The sequence below is a fragment of the Rhizobacter fulvus genome (assembly GCF_964020785.1).
Window position 1 is genome coordinate 934,536 of record NZ_OZ224516.1, and the last position, 25,581, is coordinate 960,116.

General features: G+C 70.5%; 22 protein-coding genes. 14 read left to right on the forward strand and 8 right to left on the reverse strand.

Annotation, left to right across the window (positions count from 1 at the left end):
- On the reverse strand, positions 1 to 1,095 hold the full coding sequence (gene apbC / locus ACWH49_RS04595; RefSeq protein ID WP_448170387.1) for an iron-sulfur cluster carrier protein ApbC: 1,095 nt from the start codon (positions 1,093 to 1,095) through the stop codon (positions 1 to 3).
- A gap of 115 nt (positions 1,096 to 1,210) precedes the next feature.
- On the opposite strand from apbC, the gene ACWH49_RS04600 reads away from it, so the two are divergent.
- From ACWH49_RS04600 to ACWH49_RS04610, 3 genes are read left to right on the forward strand one after another with little or no spacing between them, the layout of a single operon-like run.
- Positions 1,211 to 2,788, forward strand: a complete 1,578-nt coding sequence (locus ACWH49_RS04600; RefSeq protein ID WP_448170388.1) for a glucan biosynthesis protein — start codon at positions 1,211 to 1,213, stop codon at positions 2,786 to 2,788.
- A gap of 41 nt (positions 2,789 to 2,829) precedes the next feature.
- Positions 2,830 to 4,872 carry a methionine--tRNA ligase gene (metG, locus tag ACWH49_RS04605; RefSeq protein ID WP_448170389.1) on the forward strand — a complete coding sequence of 681 codons (2,043 nt, stop codon included), beginning with the start codon at positions 2,830 to 2,832 and terminating at the stop codon, positions 4,870 to 4,872.
- A 13-nt stretch (positions 4,873 to 4,885) separates the two neighbouring features.
- The gene (locus ACWH49_RS04610) at positions 4,886 to 5,632 is read left to right on the forward strand and encodes a YoaK family protein (protein WP_056464880.1); all 747 of its coding nucleotides are present in this window, start codon (positions 4,886 to 4,888) and stop codon (positions 5,630 to 5,632) included.
- A 4-nt stretch (positions 5,633 to 5,636) separates the two neighbouring features.
- Here the strand turns inward: ACWH49_RS04610 and ACWH49_RS04615 are convergent, their stop codons facing one another.
- A complete protein-coding gene (locus ACWH49_RS04615; protein ID WP_448170390.1) occupies positions 5,637 to 6,845 on the reverse strand; it encodes a hypothetical protein in 1,209 nt (402 codons plus the stop codon).
- Between the two features lie 91 nt (positions 6,846 to 6,936).
- Here ACWH49_RS04615 and ACWH49_RS04620 point away from each other — a divergent pair, with 91 nt between their 5' ends.
- Positions 6,937 to 7,860 carry a Kdo hydroxylase family protein gene (locus tag ACWH49_RS04620; RefSeq protein WP_448170391.1) on the forward strand — a complete coding sequence of 308 codons (924 nt, stop codon included), beginning with the start codon at positions 6,937 to 6,939 and terminating at the stop codon, positions 7,858 to 7,860.
- A 12-nt stretch (positions 7,861 to 7,872) separates the two neighbouring features.
- Here ACWH49_RS04620 and ACWH49_RS04625 read toward each other — a convergent pair whose 3' ends face one another.
- Both ACWH49_RS04625 and bamE read right to left on the reverse strand, forming a co-directional pair.
- Positions 7,873 to 9,390 (reverse strand): CYTH and CHAD domain-containing protein, encoded by a 1,518-nt coding sequence (locus ACWH49_RS04625; RefSeq protein WP_448170392.1) that lies wholly within the window; start codon positions 9,388 to 9,390, stop codon positions 7,873 to 7,875.
- Positions 9,391 to 9,445: 55 nt separating this feature from the next.
- Positions 9,446 to 9,961, reverse strand: a complete 516-nt coding sequence (gene bamE, locus ACWH49_RS04630) for an outer membrane protein assembly factor BamE domain-containing protein (RefSeq protein ID WP_448170393.1) — start codon at positions 9,959 to 9,961, stop codon at positions 9,446 to 9,448.
- Positions 9,962 to 10,030: 69 nt separating this feature from the next.
- Between bamE and ACWH49_RS04635 the strand changes: the two genes are divergently transcribed.
- The 5 genes from ACWH49_RS04635 (at position 10,031) to ACWH49_RS04655 (ending at position 16,364) form a co-directional block, all read left to right on the forward strand.
- Positions 10,031 to 10,231, forward strand: coding sequence for a DUF3460 family protein (locus ACWH49_RS04635; RefSeq protein ID WP_056464892.1), 201 nt, complete (start codon positions 10,031 to 10,033; stop codon positions 10,229 to 10,231).
- A complete protein-coding gene (locus tag ACWH49_RS04640) occupies positions 10,231 to 11,061 on the forward strand; it encodes a segregation and condensation protein A (RefSeq protein ID WP_448170394.1) in 831 nt (276 codons plus the stop codon). Before ACWH49_RS04635 ends, ACWH49_RS04640 begins: the two co-directional genes overlap by 1 nt.
- A 127-nt stretch (positions 11,062 to 11,188) precedes the next feature.
- Positions 11,189 to 13,426, forward strand: a complete 2,238-nt coding sequence (locus tag ACWH49_RS04645; RefSeq protein ID WP_448170395.1) for an ATP-binding protein — start codon at positions 11,189 to 11,191, stop codon at positions 13,424 to 13,426.
- Positions 13,423 to 13,875, forward strand: coding sequence for a response regulator (locus ACWH49_RS04650; RefSeq protein ID WP_448170396.1), 453 nt, complete (start codon positions 13,423 to 13,425; stop codon positions 13,873 to 13,875). The genes ACWH49_RS04645 and ACWH49_RS04650 overlap by 4 nt, the downstream gene beginning before the upstream one ends.
- Before the next feature lie 32 nt (positions 13,876 to 13,907).
- Positions 13,908 to 16,364 carry a response regulator gene (locus ACWH49_RS04655; protein WP_448170397.1) on the forward strand — a complete coding sequence of 819 codons (2,457 nt, stop codon included), beginning with the start codon at positions 13,908 to 13,910 and terminating at the stop codon, positions 16,362 to 16,364.
- Between the two features lie 25 nt (positions 16,365 to 16,389).
- Here the strand turns inward: ACWH49_RS04655 and ACWH49_RS04660 are convergent, their stop codons facing one another.
- The 3 genes from ACWH49_RS04660 to ACWH49_RS04670 form a co-directional block, all read right to left on the reverse strand.
- Entirely contained in the window at positions 16,390 to 18,240 is a 1,851-nt protein-coding gene (locus ACWH49_RS04660) for an ATP-binding protein (RefSeq protein WP_448170398.1), read from the reverse strand.
- A 10-nt stretch (positions 18,241 to 18,250) separates the two neighbouring features.
- Positions 18,251 to 18,976 (reverse strand): response regulator, encoded by a 726-nt coding sequence (locus ACWH49_RS04665; RefSeq protein WP_448170399.1) that lies wholly within the window; start codon positions 18,974 to 18,976, stop codon positions 18,251 to 18,253.
- A 75-nt stretch (positions 18,977 to 19,051) separates the two neighbouring features.
- Positions 19,052 to 19,504: a MaoC family dehydratase gene (locus tag ACWH49_RS04670; RefSeq protein WP_448170400.1), complete on the reverse strand. Its 453-nt coding sequence runs from the start codon at positions 19,502 to 19,504 to the stop codon at positions 19,052 to 19,054.
- A 112-nt stretch (positions 19,505 to 19,616) separates the two neighbouring features.
- On the opposite strand from ACWH49_RS04670, the gene kefF reads away from it, so the two are divergent.
- Both kefF and kefC read left to right on the forward strand, forming a co-directional pair.
- The gene (gene kefF / locus ACWH49_RS04675; RefSeq protein WP_448170401.1) at positions 19,617 to 20,339 is read left to right on the forward strand and encodes a glutathione-regulated potassium-efflux system oxidoreductase KefF; all 723 of its coding nucleotides are present in this window, start codon (positions 19,617 to 19,619) and stop codon (positions 20,337 to 20,339) included.
- The gene (kefC, locus tag ACWH49_RS04680) at positions 20,339 to 22,189 is read left to right on the forward strand and encodes a glutathione-regulated potassium-efflux system protein KefC (protein WP_448170402.1); all 1,851 of its coding nucleotides are present in this window, start codon (positions 20,339 to 20,341) and stop codon (positions 22,187 to 22,189) included. Before kefF ends, kefC begins: the two co-directional genes overlap by 1 nt.
- 9 nt (positions 22,190 to 22,198) lie before the next feature.
- On the opposite strand, the gene ACWH49_RS04685 is transcribed toward kefC, so the two are convergent.
- A complete protein-coding gene (locus ACWH49_RS04685) occupies positions 22,199 to 22,888 on the reverse strand; it encodes a hypothetical protein (protein ID WP_448170403.1) in 690 nt (229 codons plus the stop codon).
- A gap of 194 nt (positions 22,889 to 23,082) precedes the next feature.
- Here ACWH49_RS04685 and ACWH49_RS04690 point away from each other — a divergent pair, with 194 nt between their 5' ends.
- The 3 genes from ACWH49_RS04690 to ACWH49_RS04700 all read left to right on the forward strand — a co-directional run bounded on the left by ACWH49_RS04690 (position 23,083) and on the right by ACWH49_RS04700 (position 25,577).
- Entirely contained in the window at positions 23,083 to 24,384 is a 1,302-nt protein-coding gene (locus ACWH49_RS04690; protein WP_448170404.1) for a UDP-N-acetylglucosamine 1-carboxyvinyltransferase, read from the forward strand.
- Positions 24,385 to 24,465: 81 nt separating this feature from the next.
- On the forward strand, positions 24,466 to 24,876 hold the full coding sequence (locus tag ACWH49_RS04695) for a Fur family transcriptional regulator (protein WP_448170405.1): 411 nt from the start codon (positions 24,466 to 24,468) through the stop codon (positions 24,874 to 24,876).
- Positions 24,876 to 25,577 carry a HoxN/HupN/NixA family nickel/cobalt transporter gene (locus ACWH49_RS04700; RefSeq protein WP_157615442.1) on the forward strand — a complete coding sequence of 234 codons (702 nt, stop codon included), beginning with the start codon at positions 24,876 to 24,878 and terminating at the stop codon, positions 25,575 to 25,577. The genes ACWH49_RS04695 and ACWH49_RS04700 overlap by 1 nt, the downstream gene beginning before the upstream one ends.
- Positions 25,578 to 25,581: the final 4 nt, after the last annotated feature.

The following is a 25,581-nucleotide window of genomic DNA, read 5'->3' on the forward strand; positions in this document are numbered from 1 at the left end:
TCAGGTGTCTTTGGAGATCGAGATCGTCGGGAACTTCGACGAGAAATCCTTGGCCCGCTGCGCGATCTTGACGGCCACCTGCCGCGCGACCGACTTGTACAGGCCGGCGATCTCGCCGTCCGGATCGTTGACCACGCTCGGGCGGCCGCTGTCGGCCTGGACGCGGATCGACAGGTTCAGCGGCAGCGCGCCGAGGTAGTCCATCTTGTACTCGGCGGCCAGGCGCTTGCCGCCCTCCTCGCCGAAGATGTGCTCGACGTGGCCGCAGTTCTCGCACACGTGCACCGCCATGTTCTCGACGATGCCCAGGATCGGCACGCCGACCTTCTCGAACATCTTGATGCCCTTCTTGGCGTCGAGCAGCGCGATGTCCTGCGGCGTGGTCACGATCACCGCGCCGGTGAGCGGCACGCGCTGGCTGAGCGTGAGCTGGATGTCGCCGGTGCCGGGCGGCATGTCGACGATCAGGTAGTCGAGCTCGGCCCAGTTGGTCTGGCGCAGCAGCTGCTCCAGCGCCTGCGTGGCCATCGGGCCGCGCCAGATCATCGGGTTGTCCTGCTCGACCAGGAAGCCGATCGACATGACCTGCACGCCGTAGTTCTCCATCGGCTCCATGGTCTTGCCGTCGGCGCTTTCCGGGCGGCCTTCGATGCCCATCATCATCGGCTGGCTCGGGCCGTAGATGTCGGCGTCGAGGATGCCGACGGTCGCGCCCTCGGCCGCCAGCGCGAGCGCCAGGTTGACGGCGGTCGTGCTCTTGCCGACGCCGCCCTTGCCGGAGGCGACGGCGACGATGTTCTTGACCTTCGGCAGCAGCTGCACGCCGCGCTGCACCGCGTGCGCGGTGATCTTGACCGCGAGGTTGGCGCTGACGTTCTCGACGCCGGCCACCGTGCGCGCCGCCGCGATCAGCGCCTTGCGCAGCCCGGCGATCTGGCTCTTGGCCGGGTAGCCGAGTTCGACGTCGAAGGCCACGTCGCCGCCCTCGATGCGCAGGTTCTTCAGCTGGCGGGTCGAGACGAAATCGTTGCCGGTGTTCGGGTCGATGACGGTCTTGAGCGCGTCGAGCAGCGCGGCGTCGGTGAGAGCGGGCATGGGGGCCTTGAAAGGGTCTTGGAGGGGCGGGCAGCGGGACTGGAGCGCGCAAGTCTAGCGGCACGCCGGCACACCTCGTGACGCACCGCCGCAAAAGCGCGCAAGAATGAAGGCCATGCAAAGACGACTCCTCCTCCGCACCGCCGTCGCCCTGGGCACCGGCAGCCTGTTGTGGCCGGTGGCCCGGGCGACCGCGCTGAAGCCGCTGGGCAAGCCGCAACCCTTCGACCTCGCCTGGCTCAAGGGCCAGGCCCGCGCACTGGCCGGCCGGCCGTATCAGGCGCCGTCGAACAAGCTGCCGGCCGCGATCGCCGCCCTCAACTGGGACCAGTACCAGGCGATCCGCTTCAAGCCCGAGCACGCGCTGTGGGCCGACGACAAGCTGCGTTTCAAGCTCGAACTGTTCCACCTCGGCCTGTTCTTCAAGCGGCCGGTGCAGATGTTCGAGGTCGTCGGCGGACAAGCACAGCAGCTGGCCTACGACCCGGCGATGTTCGACTACGGCAAGAGCGGCATCGACGGGCGCAAGCAGCCGGCCGACCTGGGCTTCGCGGGCTTTCGCTTCAAGTTCCACCTCGCGCCGGAGTTCGACATCGCGGCGTTCCTCGGCGCGAGCTACTTCCGCGCGACCAGCGGCACGCGGCAATACGGCCTGTCGGCGCGCGGCCTGGCGATCGACGCCGGGATGCCGCGGCCGGAGGAATTCCCCGAGTTCACGAGCTTCTGGTTCGAGCGCCCGGCGCCGGACTCGAACACGCTGGTCGTGCACGCGCTGCTGGACTCGCCGAGCGTCGCCGGCGCGTACCGCTTCGCGATCACGCCGGGCGACACCACGCTGATGGAGGTCGACGCCGCACTCTACCCGCGCAAGGAGATCGAGCGCCTCGGCATCGCGCCGTGCACGAGCATGTTCCAGGCCGGCGAGAACGACAAGCGCAAGGGCAACGACTGGCGTCCCGAGATCCACGACTCCGATGGCCTGTCCATCCACAACGGCAACGGCGAGTGGCTGTGGCGGCCGCTGCGCAACCCGGCGCACGTCAGCTTCAACGCCTTCGCCGACAAGAGCCCGCGCGGCTTCGGCCTGCTGCAGCGCGACAAGGACTTCGCGAACTACCAGGACGACGGCGTGTTCTACGACCGGCGGCCGAGCCTGTGGGTCGAGCCCAAGGGCGACTGGGGCGCCGGCGCGGTCGACCTGGTCGAGATCCCGACCGACAACGAGACCAACGACAACATCGTCGCGTTCTGGAACCCTGCCGCCAAGCCCCAGCCGGGGCAGGAACTGCTGATCGGCTACCGGCTGTACTGGGGCCGCGACGCGCCGACGCAGTCGCCGCTGGCGCGCACGGTGGCCACCCGCACCGGCATCGGCGGCGTGGTCGGCAAGGACCGCACCTACTTCTCGTGGCGCTTCGCGGTCGACTTCGCTGGCGGCAACTTCGCGCTGCTCGACCCGAGGACGAAGGTCGAGGCGGTCGTCACCGCGACGCGGGGGCGCATCGAGACCACCTCGGCGCGCCCGCTCGACGCGATCCACGGCTGGCGCGCGATCTTCGACGTGGTGCCCGACGCGAACAGCATGGAGCCGATCGCGCTGCGCCTGTTCCTGCGCGCCGACGGCCAGCCGCTGACCGAGACCTGGCTGTACGAGTACGCGCCGCCGCCGCTCAACGAGCGTCCCCTGCAATAGAAAACTAAAATGTCAGGTTCACCTCGCCACCGGCGCCCTCCATGACCCGCAAGCTCTTCGTCACCACCGCCCTGCCCTACGCCAACGCGCCGTTCCACATCGGCCACATGATGGAGTACATCCAGGCGGACATCTGGGTGCGGTTCCAGCGCATGGTGGGCAGCGAGGTGCACTTCGTCTGCGCGGACGACGCGCACGGCGCGCCGATCATGATCGCGGCCGAGAAGGCCGGGCAGACGCCCCAGGCCTTCGTCGCGGGCATCGCGGCCGGCCGCGCGAAGTACCTCGACGGTTTCCAGATCGGCTTCGACCACTGGCACTCGACCGACGCGCCCGAGAACCATGAGCTCGCTCAGGACATCTATCGGGCGCTGCGCAAGCAGGGCCTGATCGCCGAGCGCACGATCGAGCAGTTCTACGACCCGGTCAAGGGCATGTTCCTGCCCGACCGCTACATCAAGGGCACCTGCCCGAAGTGCGGCACGCCCGACCAGTACGGAGACAACTGCGAGAACTGCGGCGCCGTCTACGCGCCGACCGACCTGAAGAACCCGTACTCCACGCTGAGCGGCGCGACGCCGGTGCTCAGGAGCAGCGACCACTACTTCTTCCAGCTCTCCTCGCAACGCTGCATCGACTTCCTGACCGAGTGGACGAACACCCCCGGCCGGCTGCAGCCCGAGGTGCTGAACAAGATCAAGGAGTGGTTCGCGGTCGACGAACAGGGCCACGTGGGATTGAACGACTGGGACATCAGCCGCGACGCACCGTACTTCGGCATCGAGATCCCGGACGCGCCGGGCAAGTACTTCTACGTCTGGCTCGACGCGCCGGTGGGCTACCTCGCCTCGCTGAAGCACCACCTCGGCAAGGTCGGCATCGACTTCGACACGTTCATGGCCGACCCGCAGGTCGAGCAGATCCACTTCATCGGCAAGGACATCGTCACCTTCCACACGCTGTTCTGGCCGGCGATGCTGCACTTCAGCGGCCGCAAGGTGCCCCATCACATCTTCGTGCACGGCTTCCTGCAGCTCTCGGGCGAGAAGATGAGCAAGAGCCGCGGCACCGGCATCTCGCCGCTGAAGTACCTCGAGATCGGCATGAACCCGGAATGGCTGCGCTACTACATAGCGGCCAAGCTGAACGGGCGCGTCGAGGACCTGGACTTCAACCCCGACGACTTCCTGGCGCGGGTCAACAGCGACCTGGTCGGCAAGTACATCAACATCGCCAGCCGCGCGGCCGGCTTCCTGACCAAGCGCTTCGGCGGGCAGCTGTCGAGCGATCTCGGCGTCGAGGGCCGGGTGCTGCTCGACGGGCTGCGCGCCCATCGCCCGACGATCGAGGCGCTGTACGAGGAGCGCGAGTTCGGCAAGGCGCTGCGCGAGGTGATGCTGCTGGCCGACCGCGTCAACGAGTTCGTCGACCAGAACAAGCCGTGGGAGCTCGCGAAGAAGCCCGACAACGCCGCCGTGCTGCACGATGTCTGCTCGGTCTGCATCGAGGCCTTCCGGCTGTTGACGATCTACCTGAAGCCGGTGCTGCCGACGCTGGCGGCGCAGGTCGAGGCCTTCCTGAAGGTCGAGCCGATGAACTTTGCCGATGCGGCACGCGCCATCGGCGGCCACACCATCGGGGAGTACAAGCACCTGATGCAGCGCGTCGACGCGAAGCAGCTCGACGCGCTGCTGGAACCGACCGTCGTCGAGGTGCCGCCGCCGGGCGGCGAGACCCTCGCCGCCGAGATCCAGGTCGACGACTTCGCGAAGATCGACCTGCGCATCGCCCGGATCGAGGCCTGCGAAGCGGTCGATGGTTCGACCAAGCTGCTGCGGCTGACGCTCGACGTGGGCGAAGGAAAGACCCGCAACGTGTTCAGCGGGATCGCCTCGGCCTACGCGCCGGCCGATCTGGTCGGCAAGCTGACCGTGATGGTCGCGAACCTGGCGCCGCGCAAGATGAAGTTCGGTGTCAGCGAGGGCATGGTGCTGGCCGCCTCGCACGCCGACGGCAAGGCCGACCCGGGCATCTACATCCTCGAGCCGTGGCCGGGCGCGAAGCCGGGCATGCGGATCCGGTAGGCGAGCCGACACGATGTTGCCCGGCCTGCGGGGCTGGACCGACCTGCGGCGCACGCCGCTCAACAACCTGCGCCTCGGGGCCATGCTGGCGTTCGTCGCCGGCGCCACGAATGCGGGCGGCTTCCTGGCCGTCGGCCAGTACACCTCCCACATGACCGGCATCGTTTCCGGCATGGCCGACCACATCGTGCTGGGGCATGCGGACGTCGTCGGCGTCGCATTCGCGTCGCTGCTCAGCTTCCTCGGCGGCGCGATGACGACCGCCGTGCTCGTCAACTGGGGCATGCGCCGGCGCCTGCACAGCGCCTACGTGCTGCCGCTGCTGCTCGAAGCCGCGGCGCTGATGCTGTTCGGCCTGCTCGGCGCCAGCCTGAGCGTCGCGACCGCCCTGCTGGTGCCGCTCACGGTGCTGCTGCTGTGCTTCCTGATGGGCGTGCAGAACGCCGTCATCAGCAAGATCTCGCGCGCCGAGATCCGCACCACGCACGTCACCGGCCTCGTCACCGACCTCGGCATCGAACTCGGCAAGCTGGTCTACGTCAACCGGCACGCCAGCGCGCCCGCCGTGCGTGCGAACCGCGAGCGGATCCGCACGCAGCTCCTGTTGATCGGCCTGTTCTTCGCCGGCGGCATCGTCGGCGCGCTCGGCTTCCAGTTCGTCGGCTACGTGACGAGCGTGCCGCTGGCGCTGATGCTGCTGCTGGTGTCGTGGCGGCCCGTCCTGGCGGATCTCGAACGGGTCCCGCTGGTCGAGCCCTGAGCGACTAGGGCGAGAGGGCCGAGCGCGTCACCACCGGCTGGCCGGGCGCGGCCAGCACGAACACGCCGGGCAGGCCCGCGGTCTCGAACTGGCCGCTGGGGTTGGCCTTCAGCACCGAATCGACGAGCGACATCGTGCCGGTTCGGTCGTTGCTGACGTAGAACAGCGCGCCGCCGCCCTGGCTGGCCGCGTTGTCGTGCAGCGAGCTGCCGCACAGGCTCAGGTCGAACTTGTTGCCATCCTGGTAGACCGCGCCGCCACCACCGCCGCCGGTGCCGGTCGCCTTGTTGTCGCTGAACAGGCTGTTGAGCACCGTGAACGACGCGCCCAGGCCGCTGATCGCGCCGCCGTTCGCGCACTGGTTGCCGTAGCCGGCCGCCCCGCCGAACGTGCTGCCGACCACCGTGACCGGCGCGGCCGGCCCGAAGGCGCGCACCGCGCCGCCGCCGAGATCGGCCCCGCTCGGCTCGCAGCGGTTGCGGAAGAAGCGCGAATTGACGATCTTCAGCTGCCCGCCGCGGACGTAGATCGCGCCGCCGCCGTAGACCTCGCCCTGGCCGTAGCCCTGGCCGGCCGAGTTGCCGTCGACCATCGTCAGGTTCTGCACCGTGAGCTTCGGCGTGCTCTGAAGGTCGCAGCGCGAGCTGGTCCAGACCTGCGCCGGGTCGCAGGTGTTCTGGTACAGGATGCGCAGCGCGCCGCCGCCGCTGAGCGTGACCTTGCCGCCGCCGTCGAGCACCACGTCGGGCTTGTCGTTGAACACCTTCGCGGTGCGCGTCATCGTGATCGTGACCGGCGCGCTGCCGCAGTTGAAGCCGATCACGCCGCCCTGCGCGACCGCCGCGACGACCGCGTCGGAGGTACAGCTCGCCGCCGTGCCATTGCCGATGACGCGGTCCGGCGCGACGCCGCCGACGGCCTGCGCCGCGCTCGGCACCGCGCAGGTCCCGCCGCTGTAGCCGGCGCCCGGCGAGGGATCGGCAGGTGCAGGTGCAGGTGCAGGTGCAGGTGCAGGTGCAGGTGCGGGGGCAGGTGCCGGTGCAGGCTTCGGCTTGACCTTGGCGGCCGTGGCATTCGCCTCCGCGGCGGCCACGTCGGACGACGTCGTCGAATCACCGCCACCGCCACAGGCGGCCAGCACGCTCGCGAAGGTCAGGGTCAGGGCGTGGCGCCGCAGCGCCGGGGAACGGGTCGGGGAAGCGGAGATCGGCATGCGGCGGATGGAGGGAAAAGTGAGCCAGGCGGCGACGGCGCAGCTTAGGGGCGCAGCCACCGGGCCTTGTGAGCACTTGTAGACTGCGCGGATGGATCAGCCGACCCCCGTTTCGACGCGCCCGCCGACGGTCGACATCGTCCGCGAGTTCCCCGACACCGTCTGGGGCGACGACGGGCCGACGCACGGGGTGGAGGCGTTGATCGAAGACGGCGCGGTGCTGAGCTTTCCGCACCTCGCCTTCGTGCTGTCCACGAGCGAACGGCGCTTCCTCGACCCGCGCTGGGCCGACGGCAAGGCGAAGAACATCTCGTTGCGATGGGGCGGCGTCGGCGCGCGCGAGGGCGAGATGCGCGGCGCGGCCGGCTCACCGGACGAGCTCGCGGCGCTGCAGGCCATGATCACCCGCTACGCCGAGCAGAGCGAAGCCTTCGCGCTGCGGCTGTTCCCGCACTACCGCGGCGCGCTGAAGCGCGGCAACACCTCGTTCCGCCCGGTGGACGTGGCCGGCCGCGCGACGAGCTGGCGCCAGGACGACACCCGCCTGCACATCGACGCGTTCCCGTCGAACCCGATGCACGGCACGCGGCTGCTGCGGGTGTTCTGCAACGTCAACCCGAACGGCCGCCCGCGCGAGTGGCGCGTCGGCGAGCCGTTCGAGGCGCACGCGAAGCGCTACCTGCCGGCCATCCGGCGGCCGCTGCCGGGCTCGGCCTGGCTGCTCGCCGCCACCGGCATCACGAAACGGCGCCGCACCGAATACGACCACGTGATGCTGCAGCTGCACGACCGCGCGAAGGCCGATGCGGCATTCCAGCGCGACAGCCCGCAGGCGCGCGTCGACTTCGCGCCCGGCACGACCTGGGTGGTGTTCAGCGACCAGGTGCTGCACGCCGCGCTCGGCGGCCAGCACATGATGGAGCAGACCTTCTACCTCGACGTGGCGCAGCAGCAGCGGCCGCAGGCCTCGCCGCGCGGCACGCTGGAGCGGCTGCTGGGGCGCGAGCTGCGCTGACGCCGGGCGCGCTCAGTCGCGCTGTCTCAACGCCTTCGTCCAGAACCGTTCGGCCTTCGCGAACGCCTTGAGGTCGGGCAACGCGGCGCCGACGAGCGCCTCGCGCCGCGCCGACAGCCAGCCGAGCGCGAACATCGCCTGCGGATCGACCGACGCGCGCCCGGAGAACGAATCGGCCGCCATCACCGCATCGCTGACCGCGCCGAGGCGCTCCTGCACGCCTTGCAGCGCCTTCAGGTAGCGCCGCACCGCGCGCCGGCCGAACAGCGGCGCGCAGAACTCGCTCGCATAGCGCAGGCGCTTGGCGCGCTTGCGCAGCCGATGGCGTTCGGCATCGTCGAGGTCCGCGTAGCGGGCGGCGGCGCTGACGAGCTGGCGGTGCCAGCGGTCGAGCCGCGCCGCCAGCATCGGCCGCAGCGGCGGCAGCGGCGGCGGGGCGACGTCCGCGGTCGCGTCGTCGGGCTGCATCGCGGCCAGCAGGTCGAGCAGCCAGGCTTGCGCGGCGGTCGCCCGCACCGTGTCGACCGGCACATTCGACGAAGGCGCGTTCGTGTCCGTCGACGGGGCTTCGAGCCCGGCGCGGCGCAGCGCCGTTTCGAGGGCCGCGCCGAACTCGTGCGCGACGACCGCCGCATCGCGCGCCGCGCCGAGTTGACGGAACAGCGTGGCCGCACCGTCCATCAGCGCCGCGTCGGGCGTCTCGAACAGCGCCCCCGCGCTGCGCAGCCGCCGCAGACCGATGCGCAGCTGATGCACGTGCTCGGCCGTGGACTCGCCGCTGGCGATCTGGCTGGCGTTGCCGAGGATCTGGTCGGCGCACCCGCGCAGCACGGCCTGCCACGCCCCCGCCACGTCCATCGACCGCTCGACACGCGACGCCGCGGCCCGTCGCGCAGGTGCGATGCGCTCGCCGCGCGCCAGCAGGTCGCCGCGCTCCGCCTTGCTGCGCAGATCGATCCACAGCCCGTGGCGCGCCTGCCAGCGGCGCGCGGTCTCGATCACCGCGTGCGGCGTGCCGGCGAGCAGTTCGATCTCGAGCTCGCCGACCGGCAGCACGTGCGGATCGGCCTCGATCCGACCGCGGTCGAAGGCGAGCTCGACCCGCGCCGGCGGCGCGCCCGCGGCACGCACGCGCAATTCGCGCACGTGCCGCGCGATGTCGGTGCGGTAGAGCATCTGCAACGGCGCGACCGGCGCAGTGCCCAGCAAGGCCAACAGCCGATCGCCGACCGGCATGCCGGCGTGCAGGCCGGGATCGACGGCCGGCATCGCAGGGGCGCCGCCGCGCGGCACGTTGTGCTCCTGACGCGTCAGGCCGTCGTCGCCGGCGCCCTTCAGCGTCTGCACCCAGCGCCGGCCCTCGCGGCGCAGCCGCAAGGCGATCGCCGCGCCGGCCAGGCGGCGATCGGCGGTATCGAAATAGGCCGCGCGCAGGCGCATGACCGGTGCCGGCTGGCGACCGGCGACGGCGGCCTGGACCTCCGCGAGCCGCGCCGGCGGCACCTGCAGCTTCAGTTCGATCTCGTGCATAGGCCGGATCGTGCCAGCCCGGCATGCCGGATTTGATGAAACCGGTGGACGGCGGTCAACGGCCGGCGTTTTCCTTCGGGTCGCCGGTCGTCGCGGTCGCGGTGACGCGGCCGCTGGTGTCGAAGGTCACCGAGAACTGCTTGTTCTCGGCGTTGTCCGCAAAGCGCCAGTCCCAGACCTCCTCCTGCTTCAGCTCGTAGCGCTGCGTCTTGGCCGGCAGGCCGAGCAGGCGCCGGACCTGGGCCTTGTCCCAGCCGGGCTCGATCTTCGCGAAGTTCGCCGGTTTCAACACCTGGCGCATCGCGACCAGCTTGCCGTCGGCACCGATCGCCAGCATGTAGTTCACCTGGCCGGCCGGCTGGCGCGGATATTCCAGTGTCCGGCCGCCGTCGGCCTCGGTGTAGACGGCGGCCGGCTCGCCCCATTTGGCGCGCACGTCGGCCTCGGTGGTGACGCCGACTTCGAGCTCGGCGATCTTCTGCACGTCGCAGGCGACCAGGGCGGTGACGGCGGCGAGGGCGGCGAGCCAGGTGCGCCAGGAACGGCGGCCGGGGCGGTGTTGTTCGGGCATGTCGGTGTCCCCGCTAAAATCGAGGCTTCGACTCTAGCGCCCGGCCTGTCGCGGGCGCGCCAAGCTGCCATGCCTTTGTTCTGGAAACCCTACAAATCCGACGTGACCTCGTTCATCGAGCAGCTGAAGGCCAACAAGCCGACGCTCGAAGAAGAGCAGCGGGCCGGGCGTCATTTGCTCTGGGACCGCCGCATCGACCGCGAGGCCCAGGCCGAGTACAGCGACGCCCGCGTGCCGCAGCAGCCTTACGTCTACCAGACCAAGGGGTGATGCTCGCGGAAGCGCCGCCCGACGCGGCGAACGAACCGGCCGTCGTCGACCACATCGCCGTGGCCCGCCTGTACGGCGAGCCGCTGTTCGCGATGCCGACGGACCTCTACATCCCGCCGGACGCGCTGGAGGTCTTCCTCGAAGCCTTCGAGGGCCCGCTCGACCTGCTGCTGTACCTGATCCGCAAGCAGAACTTCAACATCCTCGACATCCCGATGGCGAGCGTGACGCGCCAGTACCTGGCGTACGTCGACCAGATCCGCAAGACCAACCTCGAGCTCGCCAGCGAATACCTGCTGATGGCGGCGATGCTGATCGAGATCAAGTCGCGCATGCTGCTGCCGCCGAAGAAGAGCGTCGACGGCCAGGAACCGGAAGACCCGCGCGCCGAGCTCGTGCGCCGGCTGATCGAGTACGAGCAGATGAAGCTCGCCGCGGCGCGCATCGACCAGCTGCCGCTGATCGGGCGCGACTTCCTGCGCGCGCAGGTGGTGATCGAGCAGTCGCTCGCGCCGCGCTTCCCGGACGTCGATGCCGACGAGCTGCGCGCGGCCTGGGCCGACATCCTGAAGCGCGCGACGCTGAACCAGCACCACCACATCACCCGCGAGCAGCTCAGTGTGCGCGAGCACATGAGCATCGTGCTGCGCACCTTGCAGGGTCGGCGCTTCGCGATGTTCGAGGAGCTGTTCGACGTGACGCGCGGCCCGCAGGTGCTGGTGGTCACCTTCATCGCGATGCTCGAGCTGGCGCGCGAGCACCTGCTCGAGGTGACGCAGGCCGAGGCATTCGCGCCGATCTACGTGCGTCTGGCGTACTCGCCGGCCTGAGGCACCCGGACGCGCCACGTCGGCGCGATTTCCTACACGGGCGCCGACAGCGCGCTGGCATCATCGAACGCGTCGAAATTTGGCCTCAGCGGCCCGACGCCGAACCCCCGCCTGTCCATCCCTTCGCATGCCCGAGCCCAGCGCGACATCGATCGAGATCTCCGACGCCGCAGACTGCGCGAACGAGCCCATCCGCATCCCCGGCAGCATCCAGCCCCATGGCGCGCTGCTGGTGCTGGAGCCGACCACGCTGCGCCTGCTGCAGGCCAGCACGAACGCGGTCGACCTGTTGGGCACGGCCGTCACGCCCGGCGCCGCCTGGCCGACCGGCGCGCCGACGGTGGACGCGATGCTGGCGGCGCTGACCGCTGCGCCGGCCGACGACGTGCACGGCACCGTCCGGTCGATCGCGGGCCGGGACGGCCCGATCAGCATCGTGACCAGCAGCGGCCCGCAGGGCCTGCTCGTCGAGCTCGAACGACCGGCGCATGCCGAGTCGGGCGCGTTCGACACGCTGTTCCCGAGCATCCGCTCGTTCGTCGACCGGATCGGCGCGGCGCACGACATCGTCGCGCTGTGCAGCGTCGCCGCCGCCGAGGTGCGGCGCATGACCGGCTTCAACCGCGCGCTGGTCTACCGCTTCGGTTCCGAATGGCACGGCACCGTGATCGCGGAGGACAACGACGGCACGCTGCCCTCCTACCTCGACCTGCGCTTCCCCGCGTCCGACATCCCCGCGCAGGCGCGCGAGCTGTACCGGCGCACCCGGCTGCGGCTGATCCCCGACGCGAGCTACACGCCGGTGCCGGTGCTGCCGGCGCTGAGCCCGCTCGACGGCCAACCCCTCGATCTCTCGGACGCGGCGTTGCGCAGCGTCTCGCCGGTGCACCTCGAGTACATGCGCAACATGGGCACCGCCGCGTCGATGTCGATCTCGATCCTGATCGACGGCGAGCTGTGGGGGCTGATCTCGTGCCACCACGCGCGCCCGCTGACGCTCGGTCCGCAGTTGCGCAGCAGTTGCGACTTCGTCGGCCAGCTGCTCGCGATGCAGATCGGCGCGCGCGAGCGCCACGATCAGGCGGACGCACGACTCGCGCTGAAGAACGTCGAGGCCGAGCTGCTGGCGCGGGTCTCGCGTGCGCCGTCGATCCAGAGCGGCCTGGGCGAGAACACTGAGGCGTGGCTGCGCCTGGCCGGAGCCACCGGCGCGGCGATGGTCCACGACGGGGCCGTGTTTTCGGCCGGACGCTGCCCCGACGTGCCGATGCTCAACGCGCTGGCCGAATGGTTGCGCCGCGAGCACGGCGGCCGGTTGTTCGCGACCGAGGCGCTCGGCAGCGTTTTCGCGCCGGGCGTTGCGGTCGCCGACATCGCCTGCGGCCTGCTGGCCGTGTCGATCTCGGCCCTGCACCCGCACTACCTGATGTGGTTTCGACCCGAGCTGGTCCAGACCGTGCGCTGGGGCGGCCAGCCCGACGCGAAGGACCGCGGCGCGGACGGCCGGCTGCACCCGCGGCACTCGTTCGCGCAGTGGACCGAGCAGGTGCGCGGCCGGGCCTCGCCGTGGCCGGCCGCCGCGATCGACGCGGTGGATTCGTTCCGCAACTCGATCGTGACCTTCGTGCTCAAGCGCGCCGAGGAGCGCGCCCAGCTGACCGAGAAGCTCGAGAGCACGAACCGCGAACTCGAGGCGTTCTCGTACTCGGTCTCGCACGACCTGCGCGCGCCGTTCCGGCATGTCGTCGGCTACGCGCAGCTGCTGCGCGAGCAGAACGCCGCGTTCGACGATCGCTCGCGCCACTACGTCGACTCGATCATCGAGGCCGCGATCGCAGCGGGCCAGCTGGTCGATGACCTGCTGAACTTCTCGCAGCTCGGACGCGCCGCGCTGGACATCACGCGCGTCGACATGGACAAGCTCGTGTTCGAGCACCGCCGCTCGCTCGAGATCGACCTCGGCGCACGGACGATCGATTGGCGCGTGGCCCCGCTGCCACCGGCCTGGGCCGATGCCGCGTTGATGCGCCAGGCGATCGGCAACCTGATCGACAACGCCGTCAAGTACACCCGCGGGCGCACGCCGGCCGTGATCGAGATCAGCGGCGAACAGCGCGGTCACGAGACGGTCTACACGGTGCGCGACAACGGCGTCGGCTTTGACATGGCCTATGTCGGCAAGCTGTTCGGCGTGTTCCAACGCCTGCACCGCGTCGAGGAGTTCGAAGGCACCGGCATCGGGCTGGCGCTGGTGCGCCGGATCGTCGACCGGCACGGAGGTTGGATCGCCGCGGAAGGCGTGTTGAATCAGGGCGCGGTGTTCCGCATCGGCGTGCCCACGAACGTTCAGGAGCCTTCGCGATGACCGCGTCGCTGCGCCCCATTCTGCTGGTCGAGGACAACCCCAAGGACCTCGAGCTTTCGCTGGCCGCGCTCGCCCGCTGCAAGCTCGCCAACCCGATCGAGGTGGCCCGCGACGGCGCCGAGGCGCTCGAATACCTGCGCGGCAGCGGTGCCTGGCAGGGCCGGGACTCGGGCGATCCGGCCGTCGTGCTGCTCGACCTCAAGCTGCCCAAGGTCGATGGGCTGGAAGTGCTGGAGAAGGTCAAGTCCGACCCGCTGCTGCGCCACATCCCGGTCGTGATGCTGACCTCGTCGCGCGAGGAGCGCGATCTGGTCCTCAGCTACCAGCTCGGCGTGAACTCGTTCGTCGTCAAGCCGGTGGACTTCAGCGCCTTCCTGCAGGCCATCCAGGACCTGGGCATGTTCTGGGGCGTCCTGAACGAGCCGCCGCCGCGCGGCGTGCGGGCTTGAAGCGTCCGGCCGACGCGGCAATCGGTGCCGCCGTGACCGCCCCACGCCCGGGCATGGAGTCGGCCGGCCGACCGACGATCCTGTTGCTCGAGGACAGCGACATCGATGCCGAGCTGATCGGCATCCATCTCGAGCGTGCCCAGTTCCCGTGCGACATCCTGCGGGCGACCCGGCGCAGCGAGTTCGAGCGCGCGCTCGACACGACCACCATCGACCTGGTGCTGGCCGATTACTCGCTGCCCGACTTCGACGGGCTCGAGGCGCTGGCGATGACGCGCGCGCGCTTCGCCGGGCTGCCGTTCGTGTTCGTCTCCGGCGTCGGCGGCGAGGAGATCGCGACCGACGCGCTGCGCCGCGGCGCGACCGACTACGTGCTCAAGCGCAACCTCGCGCGCCTAGTCGGCTCGATCCAGCGGGCTCTCGCCGAAGCCCGCGAACGGGCCCAGCGCGAGCGCGCCGAGGGCGCGCTGATCCGCAGCGAGGCGCGCATGCGCCTGGCCGTCGATGCGGCCGAACTCGGCATGTGGCACTACAGCGCCGACGATGCGAGCTTCGGCTGGGACGAGCGCTGTCAGCGCCTGTTCGGGCTCGACGGCCGCGACGCGGTCGGCTACGACGAGTTCCTCGCGCGCGTGCTGCCTGCCGACCGCGAGGCACTCGACGCCGCGCTGCAGGCCGCGCTGCGTGGCGATGCCAGCGTCGCCCTCACCCATGAGTGCCGCTCGCAGGCCGCGGACGGCAGCCTGCGCTGGGTCGTGATCCGCGGCCAGAAACTGGCATCGGGCGAGGCCGCCGGCGTGCGCCTGACCGGTGTGCTGCAGGACGTGACCGCGACCCGCCGGCTCGAGGCGCGGCAGCGCCAGGCCGAGATGCTGTTTCGCATCGCCGCGCAAGCCACCGGCGTCGGCATCTGGGAGCTCGGGCCCGGCACGGACGAGATCTGGGTCGACGAGAGCTTCCGCGCGATGGCCGCGCTGCCCGCCGACAGCGCCTATGGCTACGCCGACCTCCTGCACGGCGTCGTGCATCCGGACGACCGCGCGCGTGTCGATGCGGCGACGCAGGCCGCCTTCGGCGCGTCGAGCGACGCCGAGATCGACATCGAGGCCCGGATCGTCGGCTTGACCGACCGGCGCATGCGCTGGATCGCGCTGAAGGGCCGGCGCATCGTCGGCATCGACGGCCAGGTGCGGCTGGTCGGCACCGTGCGCGACGTGACCGAACAGCGTGCGTTGCAGCAGGCGCTGCGCGATGCGAACCAGGAGCTCGAACTGCGGGTGGCCGAGCGCACCCGCGAGCTCACCGCGGAAATCCGCGAGCGCAGCAAGGTCGAGGACACGCTGCGCCAGATGCAGCGCCTCGAGGCGGTGGGCCAGCTGACTTCGGGCGTCGCGCACGATTTCAACAACCTGCTGACGATCGTGTTGAACAACCTCACGCTGGTCGACCGGCTGCTGGCCCAGAAAGGGGCGGTCGAGCCGCGCGTGGCGGAACGGCTGGCCGCGATGCGCACGGCCGCGAACCGCGGCGCCACGCTGACGCGCCAGCTGCTCGCGTTCTCGCGCCGCCAGCGGCTGGAGCCGCAGACCGTGAACTTCAACGAGATCATCAGCGGCATGCGCGACCTGCTGCAGACCACGCTCGGCGGCAGCGTGAACCTGCAGACCGACCTCGCCGACGACCTGTGGGCCGCGTTGGCCGATCCGACGCAGATCGAGATGGTGGTGCTGAACCTGGCGATCAACGCACGCGATGCGATGGAGGTCGGCGGCACCCTGAAGGTGCAGACGGCGAACCGCACGCTCGCGGAGCCGCCGGCACGTCCCGAGGAGCCGGAGCCTGGGGACTATGTGGTGCTGAGCGTCACCGACACCGGCAGCGGCATGTCCGACGAGGTGCTGGCGAAGGCCTTCGAACCGTTCTTCACGACCAAGGAGATCGGCAAGGGCTCGGGGCTCGGCCTGGCGCAGGTGTTCGGCTTCGCGAAGCAGTCGGGCGGCGGCGCGCGCATCGAGACGCGTGCCGGGCAGGGCACCTCGGTGCATGTCTACCTGCCGCGCTCCGACGGGCGCCAGCTCGTCGACCCGGCTCACCCCGTGGCCGCCTCGGTGCCGCGCGCACCGCGTTTCGGCTCGACCCGCGTGCTGCTGCTCGTCGACGACGACGATGCGGTGCGCGAAGCCACGGCGGCATTGCTGTCGCTGCACGGCTTCCGGATCGTCGAAGCCGCCGACGGGGTCGGCGCGCTCGCCCAGGCCCGCGCACACCACGACATCGACGCGGTGATCGCCGACTTCGCGATGCCGCGGATGAACGGCGCCGAACTCGCCCGGCAGCTGCGCGTGCTGCGGCCGGACCTGCCGGTGCTGTTCATGACCGGCTTCGCCGAGCTCGGCGCGCTCGACGACGTACCGGAGGACTTCGTGCTGCAGAAGCCGATCGCCGAGAGCGAACTCGTGGCGCGGCTGGACCGGCTGCTGCCCGGCTAGGTGCCCACCGGGGGGCGGCGCTGCGTCAAACCGGCTTGACGCCCAGTTTGAACGCGATCATCGCGCGCAGCTTGTTCGGCACGACCGGCTTAATCAGCAGGTGGAAGTTGTGGTCGTGGGCTTCCTTGTCGTGCCCGGTCATCGTGCTGCCGGTGACGAGGATCGCCGGGATCGCGTCCCCGAAGCGCCGCCGCAGCGCCTTGATCGCGTCGACGCCGTTCAGGCCGTCCTCGAGCCGGTAGTCGACGATGAACAGGTCCGGCTTGACGAGTGCCGGGTCGCTGCGCTCGGCCCAGGTACGCGCGGCCGCGACGCTGTCGAACGCGTCGATCTGCGCGCCCCAGCCGAGCAGCAGGACCTCGAGGCCGGCCCGCACCGCCGGCTCGTCCTCGACGACGACGATGCGCCGCCCGGCCAGCGTGATGCCCACCGGCCGCTTGCCCGGGACCGCGAGCAACGCCGAGGGCCGCGGCGCGCGCCCGGCTGGCAGCTCGAGCGTGAACACTGTGCCGCGGCCGGGCGCAGAGCGCATGGTTAGCGGTGCGCCCATCAGGTCGGCCAGCCGCTTGACGATCGCCAGGCCCAGGCCCAGGCCCTTGCGCTGGTCGGGGCTGACCTTGGGTGTGTTCGGCACCTGGTAGAACTCGTCGAAGATGCGGGTCTGCTCGGCCTCGCCGATGCCCAGACCCGTGTCCCACACCTGCACCCGCACGCGGTCGCCGCGCTGGCGGCAACCGACCAGCACCGAGCCGTCGTTGGTGTAGCGGATCGCGTTCGAGACCAGGTTGCGCAGCACGCGCTCGACCAGCAGCGGATCGGCGAACACGACCTTCTTCGCGCCGCGCAGCCGCAGCGACAGGCCCTTCTCGAACGCGCTCGGTTCGAAGTGCAGACGCAGCTTTCGCAGGATGTCGCCGACCTCGAAGTGCTGCGGATGCACCTCGATCACGCCGCTGTCGATGCGGGTGATGTCGAGCAGCTCGGAGAACAGGCCCTCGAGCGCGTCGACCGACTCGTTGATGCTGTTGACCAGCTGCGCCACCTCGGGTTCGTGCACGCGCTGGCGCAGCGCCTCGGCGAACAGGCCCATCGCGTGAAGCGGCTGGCGCAGGTCGTGGCTCGCCGCGGTGAAGAACTGGGTCTTGGCGCGGTTCGCGATCTCGGCGTCGCGGCGCGCCGCCTCGGCGGCGAGCGTCTCGACCCGCAGCCGCGCGGCCAGCTCGTCGGCCTGCAGCTTCAGGTCGATCGCGCGCTGCAGGGCCTGGCGGTAGCTGTTGGCCAGCACCGCGGTGAGGCTGATGATCAGGATCAGCTCGCCCGCCAGCTGGTAGCTGTGCACGTCCCGGCCGAGCGCGATGCGCACGACCAGCGGCAAGAGGCACAGGCTGGCATAGGTCAGGTACAGCTTCGGCTGGGTCGAGAGCACCGGGATGCCGGCCACGGTGAAGGTGTAGATGATGACGATCAGCCCGGTTGTCTGCTGCTGCTCGGTGCCCAGCCCGTAGAAGATCCAGCCGGCCGCGCCCCACAGCGACGCGGCCACGACGGTGCCCACGTTCGACCGAAGGCGCCAGCGCAGCCAGTCGGCGCGGCTGCTCGGCGTGGCGCGGCGGAACGCGCGGATCACGAAGCCGCGCACGACGCACATCACCGCGAAGGCGCCGATCCACGGCAGCAGCACCGCGGCCGGCGCAGTCGACCAGAACAGCATCGTGACGACGCCGACGCCGGCCAGGTAGCCGGCCAGCGCGGCGGGCATGTAGGCGTAGGTGCTCTGGATCGTCTCGACGACCGCGCCGAACGCGGGGTCGCCGCCGGCGGCGGCCGCGGGGTCGATCGTGCCGGCAGCGGCGGCGGCGGCAGGCGCGGCGCTCAAGCGCGGCCCGTCAGCGGGTACCGTGCCACGGCGCGCGTCCGCCCGAGGCCGACATCTGGCTCACCGCGAGCACGGCCTGGGTGCGCGAGCTGACGCCGAGCGTGCGCAGCACCGCGGCGACATGGTCCTTGACGGTCTCGACCGACAGATTGAGCTCGCGGGCGATCAGCTTGTTGGGCTGGCCCTTCAGCAGCAGCGCGAGCACGTCGGTCTGGCGCGGCGTGAGTCCGAGCTCCGCGAGGGGCACGGAATTGGTCTGGAAACCGCTGTCCTGCGCGGTCTCGCGCACGACGCGCAACACGCTGGGCACGGTGTCGCCCTGCGGCTTGGACGCGGGCTCGGAGCCCATCGTCATCGGCGGCACATAGATGCCGCCCGACATCACCATGTGCAGCGCCTCGAACAGCGTCTCGTTGCTCGCGCGCTTGGGCACGAAGCCCATCGCGCCGGCGTCGATCGCGCGGATCACGTCGCTGGTGCGGTCGGACGCGGACAGCACGACCACCGGCAGCGCCGGATAGGCGGCCCGCAGTTCGGCCAGCAGATCGAAGCCGTCGGCGTCGCCGAGGTGCAGGTCGAGCAGCACGAGGTCGAACTCGGCATCGGCCTTCAGCGTCTCGCGCGCGGCGCGCGCGCTGTTCGCGCCGACCACCGTGGTGTCACTGCCCAGGCCTTCGATCACGGACTGCAGTGCGGACAGGATCAGCGGGTGGTCGTCGATCAGCAGAACCTTCATGCGCACGCCTCCAGGAAGGCAACATCCTAAACCAGCAGATGCGTATGCGCCCTCCCCAACCCGCTCCGGCGTTGCTCAGGTGTAGCGCCGCGCCAGCGACTCGGCCACGCAGACCGGCTTGTCCGAGCCCTCGCGTTCCATCGAGACCTCGACGGTCAGCTGCGCGCCGCCCTCCAGCGGTTCGTACTTGGTGAGCTTGAAGTGCCCGCGCAGCCGGCTGCCCGACGGCACCGGCGCCGGGAACCGCACTTTCCCGAGCCCGTAGTTCACGCCCATGCGGGTGTCGCGCACCTCGAACGCCGAGGCGCTCATCTCGGGCAGCAACGACAGCGTCAGGAAGCCGTGCGCGATCGTCGTGCCGAACGGGCCCTTGGCGGCGCGCTCGGCGTCGAGGTGGATCCACTGGTGGTCGCCGGTCGCGTCGGCAAACAGCTGGATGCGCTCCTGGGTCACGGTGATCCAGTCGCTGACGCCGACGTTCTGCCCGACCAGCGCCTGCAGGTCGGTGAGGTGCTCGAAACTTCGCATGCGATGCTTTCGCTGTCGTTGGGGGGCGTTCAGGTTATGTTAGCGGGCCGCGCGAACCTGTCGCCATCGAGACTCACCCGCGCCAGCGCCCTTGCAACTCGCCTCCGGACCCATGGCCGACTCCCCTTTCTCCGTGCTCGACGCACCCGCCCGGCCCTCCCCCGGCGCCGACGTCGTCGTGATCACCGCGCACCCGCAGATGGAACACTCGCGCATCAACAAGCGCCTGATGCGCGCCGCCAGGCGCCTGCCCGCGACCGAGGACTCGCCGCTGATCGTGGTCCGTGACCTGTACGCGCTCTACCCCGACTACCTGATCGACGTGGCCGAGGAGCAGGCGCTGCTCGCGACCGCGAAGCTGATCGTCTGGCAGCATCCGATCCACTGGTACAGCATGCCGCCGCTGATGAAGCTCTGGCTGGACGACGTGCTCGCGTTCGGCTGGGCCTACGGGCCGGGCGGCACCGCGCTGCGCGGCAAGGACCTGTGGCTGGTGGCGACCACCGGCGGACCCGAGGAGTCGTACCACCCCAACAGCTACAACCGCTACTTCTTCGACGACTTCCTGCCGCCGTACGAACAGACCGCCAACCTGTGCGGCCTGCGCTTTTTGCCGCCGCTGCTGCTGCATGGCGCGCACCGCGCCACCGATGTCGAGGTCGAGGCGCACCTCGAGGTCTACGCGCAGCGGCTGGCCAGCTACCCGAAGTGGCCGGAGCTGGGCGAGCTGCTGTACGAACTGCCGGCGCTGATCCCCGAAGATGCGCGCCCCGATGAAGACGCGGACGATCCGGCCGATCCGCCGAAGCTGTCGGTCGCGAAGGGAGCCCGCTGATGGAACACGGCTCCTGGCTCACCGGCACATTGATCTACCTGGCCGCTGCGGTCATCGCCGTGCCGCTCGCGAAATTCCTCGGCCTCGGCTCGATCATCGGCTACCTCGCCGCCGGCATCCTGATCGGGCCGTGGGGGTTGAAGTTCGTCACCAACCCGCAGGACATGCTGCACTTCTCCGAGTTCGGCGTCGTGCTGATGCTGTTCCTGGTCGGGCTCGAACTCGAACCGAAGCGACTCTGGCAACTTCGCAAGCCGATCTTCGGCTGGGGCAGCGTGCAGCTGTTCGGTTCGGCGGCGCTGATGCTCGGCGTCGGCGTGCTGTGCGGCATGGACTGGCGCATCGCGCTGGTCGCGTCGCTCGGGCTGGCGATGTCATCGACCGCGATCGGCCTGGGCGTGCTCGCCGAGCGCGGCTTGATGAACACGAGTTCGGGCCAGAGCGTGCTCAGCGTCGCGCTGCTGCAGGACGTGGCCGCGATCCCGATCCTCGCGCTGTTGCCGCTGCTGGCCGTGCAGCAGGCCGCCACCGAAGGCAGCGCCTGGGTCAGCGCCGCCAAGGCGATCGGCGTGATCGCGCTGATCGTGTTCGGCGGGCGGCTGCTGATCCGCCCCGCGCTGCGCTGGATCGCGCGCAGCGCGACGCCGGAAATCTTCACCGCCGCGTCGCTGCTGCTGGTCGTCGCGACGGCGGCGCTGATGCAGACGGTCGGTCTGTCGATGGCGCTCGGCGCGTTCCTCGCCGGCGTGCTGCTGGCCGAGAGCGAGTACCGGCGCGAACTCGAGACCGACATCGAGCCGTTCAAGGGGCTGCTGCTGGGCCTGTTCTTCATCGCGGTGGGCATGAGCATCGACTTCGCGGTGGTGCTCGCGCAGCCGCTGCTGATCGCCGGCATCGTGCTCGGCTTCCTGCTCGTCAAGGCGGTGGTGCTGTGGGGCATGGGCCGCGCGATGCCGCTGCCCAAGCCGGAGCGGCCGGTGTTCATCATCCTGCTGGCGCAGGGCGGCGAGTTCGGTTTCGTCGTGTTCCAGACCGCCGCCGGGGCCGGGGTGATCGACGCACCGACCTCGTCGCTGCTGGTGGCGGCGGTCGCGATCTCGATGCTGGTGACGCCGCTGCTGCTGGTGGCGGCCGACCGCTGGTGGATCCCGCTGCTCGCCGGACAGGCGAAGAAGAACACCAGCGTCGAAGAACTGCACGACCCGCAGCACCAGTCGGTGATCATCGCGGGGTTCGGCCGCTACGGGCAGGTGGTGGGCCGCATGCTGTACGCCAACGGCATCAAGCCGACGGTGCTCGATGTCGATGCGGAGCAGATCGAGGCGATGCGCAAGTTCGGCTGGCCGGTGTTCTACGGCGACGCGACGCGCCTCGACCTGATGCGCACCGCCGGCGCCGCGACCGCGAAGATCCTGGTGCTGGCGATCGACGACGTCGACCAGAGCGTCGAGGTCGCGAAGATGGTGCGCGAGAATTTCCCGGACCTGACGATCGTCGCGCGCGCCCGCAACGTGCGCCACTACTTCGACCTGCACGATCTCGGCGTCGAGCTGATCGAGCGCGAGACGCTCGATTCGGCGCTGATGAGCGCGCGCAGCGTGCTCGAGCAGCTCGGCTGGGAACGTCACCAGGCGCGCACGCTGGCGCTGCGTTTCCGGCGCCACAACGTCGCGCAGCTGGTGCAGATGGGGCCGCACCGCAAGGACGAGGCGAAGCTGATCGCGGTCGCCAAGCAGGGCCGCCAGCAGCTCGAGGAGCTGTTCGCGCAGGAGCGCGACGAGGCGGCGAAGCGGCAGGCGCGGGTCGGCTGGAACGACGAGTCGGACACGCGCGACAGCCCGCAGCCGTAGCGGCCCGGCCTACTTGCCGACCAGCAGCACCCGCATCCCGAGCGGGCGGCCGCCGGCGCGGTCGAGCACCTGCACGGTCACCTGGCGCGGCTTCAGCCCCTCGGGGAGCGCGACCTTGCCGCGCAGCACCTGCTGCGCGCCGATCAAGACGGTCTCCGCCGGCGCGGTGAAGCTCTTCGCCGCGCCCGCGGCCGATTCACCGGCCACGGTCAGCTGCAGCGCTGCCCCGAGTGGCTTGCCGGCGCCGGCACGGGCGCGCGTCAGCAACAGGTCGTAGGTCAGCTCGCGGCCTTCCGCATCGAAGCGCGCCGCGCGGATCTCGACCGCGCCGCCGCGTGGATCGGGCGGCAGCGACGCGACGATCGCGCCGAGGTCGCCGCGCAGCGCCTCGACGCTGGCGCGGCTACCCGCCAGATCGTCGCCGAGCTGCTTCTTCTCGGCCGTGACCTGGGCGAGCTGCTGGCTCGTGCGGGCGAGCTCGCCGGCCAGCTTGGCACGCGCCGCTTCTGCCGTTTCGTAGGCGCTGCGCAGTTCGATGCTGGCGCCGGCCGACAGGCGTGGCGGCAGGTAGCGTTCCTGCACGAAGTACAGGCCACCCGCTCCGAGGGCGATGCCCACGAGCAGCAGCAGCAGCCACCTCGGCATGCGCCAGCGCGAACGGCGTCGGCCGTAGGGATCGAAGGTGACGGGTTTGAACATCAGGGGGAGGAGGAATTCGTGAAAGAAAGGGACGAGCGGGTCGACCGCAGCGGAGGGCACGAAGGCTAACCCGGGCGAGGTCGCCCACTGAAACAAGCCGTTGCACCGGACCGGGCAAGGTGCGTGCCGCAAGCAGTACATTGACGCCCGTCTTCCCACTGCGACGGGCCGCGCGCGCGGCGCCGCATCTTCCCATGTCCAACCTCATCGTGCACGGCGGCACGCCGCTGCGCGGCCGCATCCACCCGTCCGCCAACAAGAACGCGGTGCTGCCGATCCTGTGCGCGACGCTGCTGAGCTACGAGCCGCTGCGCCTGCTCGGCGTGCCCGACATCACCGACGTGCGCAAGATCCTCGACATCTTCCGCCTGCTCGGCAGCGAGGTGTCGATGAACCACGCCGACGGCACGCTGGACCTGCACCACCGCGAGACGGTGTTCGACGCGGCGCGGCATCGCCTGCCGGAGGAGATGCGCTCGTCGATCATGCTGGTGCCGCCGCTGCTGGCGCGCTTCGGCGTCGCGCGGCTGGAGGACAACGTCAAGGGCTGCACGCTGGGCGTGCGCGAGATCGACCCGCACGTCGAGGTGTTTCGCCGCTTCGGCGGCGAAGTCGAGCGCGCCGAGGGTTCGCTGCTGGTGCGCAGCCGCGGGCTGCTGACGCCGACGGACCACTGGCTCGACTACGCCTCCGTCACGACGACCGAGAACTTCGTGCTCTGCGCCGCGGTGGCCGGCGGCACCTCCACGCTGACGAACGCGGCATCGGAGCCGCACGTGCAGGAGTTCTGCCGCTTCATGGCGATGATCGGCGTGCGCATCGACGGCATCGGCACCTCGCGGTTGACGGTGCACGGCGGCACCGCGCTGCGCGGCGGCGAGTTCCGCTTCGACGAGGACTTCCACGAGATCACGACCTTCCTCGCGCTCGGAGCGATCACCGGCGGCGACGTGATCGTGCGCAACAGCGCGCCGGAGAACTTCCCGCTGATCGACCGCACGTTCGCGAAGTTCGGCGTCGAGGTGACGCACGCCGGCGGCTGGTCGAGCGCGCGCTGCGCCGGCCCGCTGCAGGTGCAGACGCCGTTCACGAGCAACGTCCTGACCAAGGTCGAGGCCGCGCCTTGGCCCTATTTCCCGGTCGACCTGCTGCCGATCTTCATCGCGCTCGGCGTGCGGGCGCAGGGCAACGCGATGTTCTGGAACAAGGTCTACGACGGCGCGCTGGGCTGGACCGGCGAGCTGTCGAAGTTCGGCGCACACGTGTTCTCGTCCGACCCGCACCGGCTGATCACCTTCGGCGGCAGCCCGCTGACGCCGGCGGTGGTCGAGAGCCCGTACATCATCCGCGTCGCGATCGCGCTGTTCATGGTGGCGGCCAGCATCGAAGGCCGCTCGGAGATCCGCCATGCCGCGCCGATCCGCCGCGCGCACCCCGGCTTCGTCGAGAACCTGCGCAGTCTGGGCGCGCGCGTGGAGTGGACGAGCGAGGAGTAGCCCGCAGCCCGACCCCGTACGGCGCCGGGCCTTGTCGGCGAACGGCGCTTGTTGCAAACGCGTTTGCACTAAGATGCCGGCATGGAACGCAACACCCGCCAACGCGAGGCCGTGCTCGCCGCGATCGAGCACGCCGGCCGCGCGCTGACACCGGGCGAGATCCTGGCGCTCGCGCAGACGTCGGTCGCGAGCCTGAACCTGTCGACGATCTACCGCCACATCAACGCGCTGCAGGACGAGGCGCGCATCGTCAAGGTGCTGCTGCCGGGGCAGGCCGCGCGCTTCGAGGCCGCCTGCGGCGACGACCCCGCACACGGCGGCGCGCACCACCATCACCATCACTTCCACTGCAACGGCTGCGACCGGGTCTACGCGCTGCACGCCTGCCCGGGCTCGATGCAGGACCTGGCCCCCCCGGGCTTCGTCGTCAGCGCCCACGAGATCACGCTGCGCGGCCTGTGCGCCGAGTGCAGCCGCGGCGCCCCGTCGTGATGCTGGGCCACGCGCACGACGCGCTGCCGCTCAGCGGGATGGCGCTGTTCTTCCTGCTCGGCCTGCGCCACGGCATCGAGCCCGATCACATCGCCGCGATCGACGGGCTGACGCTGCGCGCCCACGATCACCACGAGGCCCATGCGCCCTGGACCGGCAGCCTGTTCGCCCTGGGCCACGGGCTGGCGATCGCGGTGATTGCAGTCGCGATCAGCCTGCTGGCGGCGTCGTTCGAGCTGCCGGCGGCGCTGGTTCAGGTGGTCGAATGGCTGCCGATCGTGCTGCTGACGCTGCTCGGGCTCTGGAACCTGCGCGCACTGCTGGCGCCGGGCGCCTATCGGCCGAGTTCGGTGCGCATGAAGCTGATCCCGGCGGCGCTGCGGGACCGCACCGACCTGTGGTCGACCGTGGCCATCGGGCTGCTATTCGCGCTGGTGATCGACACGGTCGCGCACGTCTCGGCCTGGAGCGTGTTCGCGACGCACCAGGGCGGCTGGTGGGCCGGCGCGCTGGCCGGCCTGCTGTTCTCGGGCGGCATGCTGATCGCCAGCACCGCCGACTCGCAGTTGATCTCGCGCGTGCTGCGCAGCGCCGGCAGCGAGGCCGCGGCCTCGCGGCTGCGGCGCGGCATCGGCTGGTTCGTCGTGATCCTGTCGTTCGGCGTGGTGATCCAGGCGGTCGCCGCGAAGCTCGGCGCCTGAAACC

Bases quoted from the DNA above. Each gene is read 5' to 3' on its own strand.
- apbC (WP_448170387.1), bottom strand. From the start codon at position 1,095: ATGCCCGCTCTCACCGACGCCGCGCTGCTCGACGCGCTCAAGACCGTC.
- ACWH49_RS04600 (WP_448170388.1), top strand. From the start codon at position 1,211: ATGCAAAGACGACTCCTCCTCCGCACCGCCGTCGCCCTGGGCACCGGC.
- metG (WP_448170389.1), top strand. From the start codon at position 2,830: ATGACCCGCAAGCTCTTCGTCACCACCGCCCTGCCCTACGCCAACGCG.
- ACWH49_RS04610 (WP_056464880.1), top strand. From the start codon at position 4,886: ATGTTGCCCGGCCTGCGGGGCTGGACCGACCTGCGGCGCACGCCGCTC.
- ACWH49_RS04615 (WP_448170390.1), bottom strand. From the start codon at position 6,845: ATGCCGATCTCCGCTTCCCCGACCCGTTCCCCGGCGCTGCGGCGCCAC.
- ACWH49_RS04620 (WP_448170391.1), top strand. From the start codon at position 6,937: ATGGATCAGCCGACCCCCGTTTCGACGCGCCCGCCGACGGTCGACATC.
- ACWH49_RS04625 (WP_448170392.1), bottom strand. From the start codon at position 9,390: ATGCACGAGATCGAACTGAAGCTGCAGGTGCCGCCGGCGCGGCTCGCG.
- bamE (WP_448170393.1), bottom strand. From the start codon at position 9,961: ATGCCCGAACAACACCGCCCCGGCCGCCGTTCCTGGCGCACCTGGCTC.
- ACWH49_RS04635 (WP_056464892.1), top strand. From the start codon at position 10,031: ATGCCTTTGTTCTGGAAACCCTACAAATCCGACGTGACCTCGTTCATC.
- ACWH49_RS04640 (WP_448170394.1), top strand. From the start codon at position 10,231: ATGCTCGCGGAAGCGCCGCCCGACGCGGCGAACGAACCGGCCGTCGTC.
- ACWH49_RS04645 (WP_448170395.1), top strand. From the start codon at position 11,189: ATGCCCGAGCCCAGCGCGACATCGATCGAGATCTCCGACGCCGCAGAC.
- ACWH49_RS04650 (WP_448170396.1), top strand. From the start codon at position 13,423: ATGACCGCGTCGCTGCGCCCCATTCTGCTGGTCGAGGACAACCCCAAG.
- ACWH49_RS04665 (WP_448170399.1), bottom strand. From the start codon at position 18,976: ATGAAGGTTCTGCTGATCGACGACCACCCGCTGATCCTGTCCGCACTG.
- ACWH49_RS04670 (WP_448170400.1), bottom strand. From the start codon at position 19,504: ATGCGAAGTTTCGAGCACCTCACCGACCTGCAGGCGCTGGTCGGGCAG.
- kefF (WP_448170401.1), top strand. From the start codon at position 19,617: ATGGCCGACTCCCCTTTCTCCGTGCTCGACGCACCCGCCCGGCCCTCC.
- kefC (WP_448170402.1), top strand. From the start codon at position 20,339: ATGGAACACGGCTCCTGGCTCACCGGCACATTGATCTACCTGGCCGCT.
- ACWH49_RS04685 (WP_448170403.1), bottom strand. From the start codon at position 22,888: ATGTTCAAACCCGTCACCTTCGATCCCTACGGCCGACGCCGTTCGCGC.
- ACWH49_RS04690 (WP_448170404.1), top strand. From the start codon at position 23,083: ATGTCCAACCTCATCGTGCACGGCGGCACGCCGCTGCGCGGCCGCATC.
- ACWH49_RS04695 (WP_448170405.1), top strand. From the start codon at position 24,466: ATGGAACGCAACACCCGCCAACGCGAGGCCGTGCTCGCCGCGATCGAG.
- ACWH49_RS04700 (WP_157615442.1), top strand. From the start codon at position 24,876: ATGCTGGGCCACGCGCACGACGCGCTGCCGCTCAGCGGGATGGCGCTG.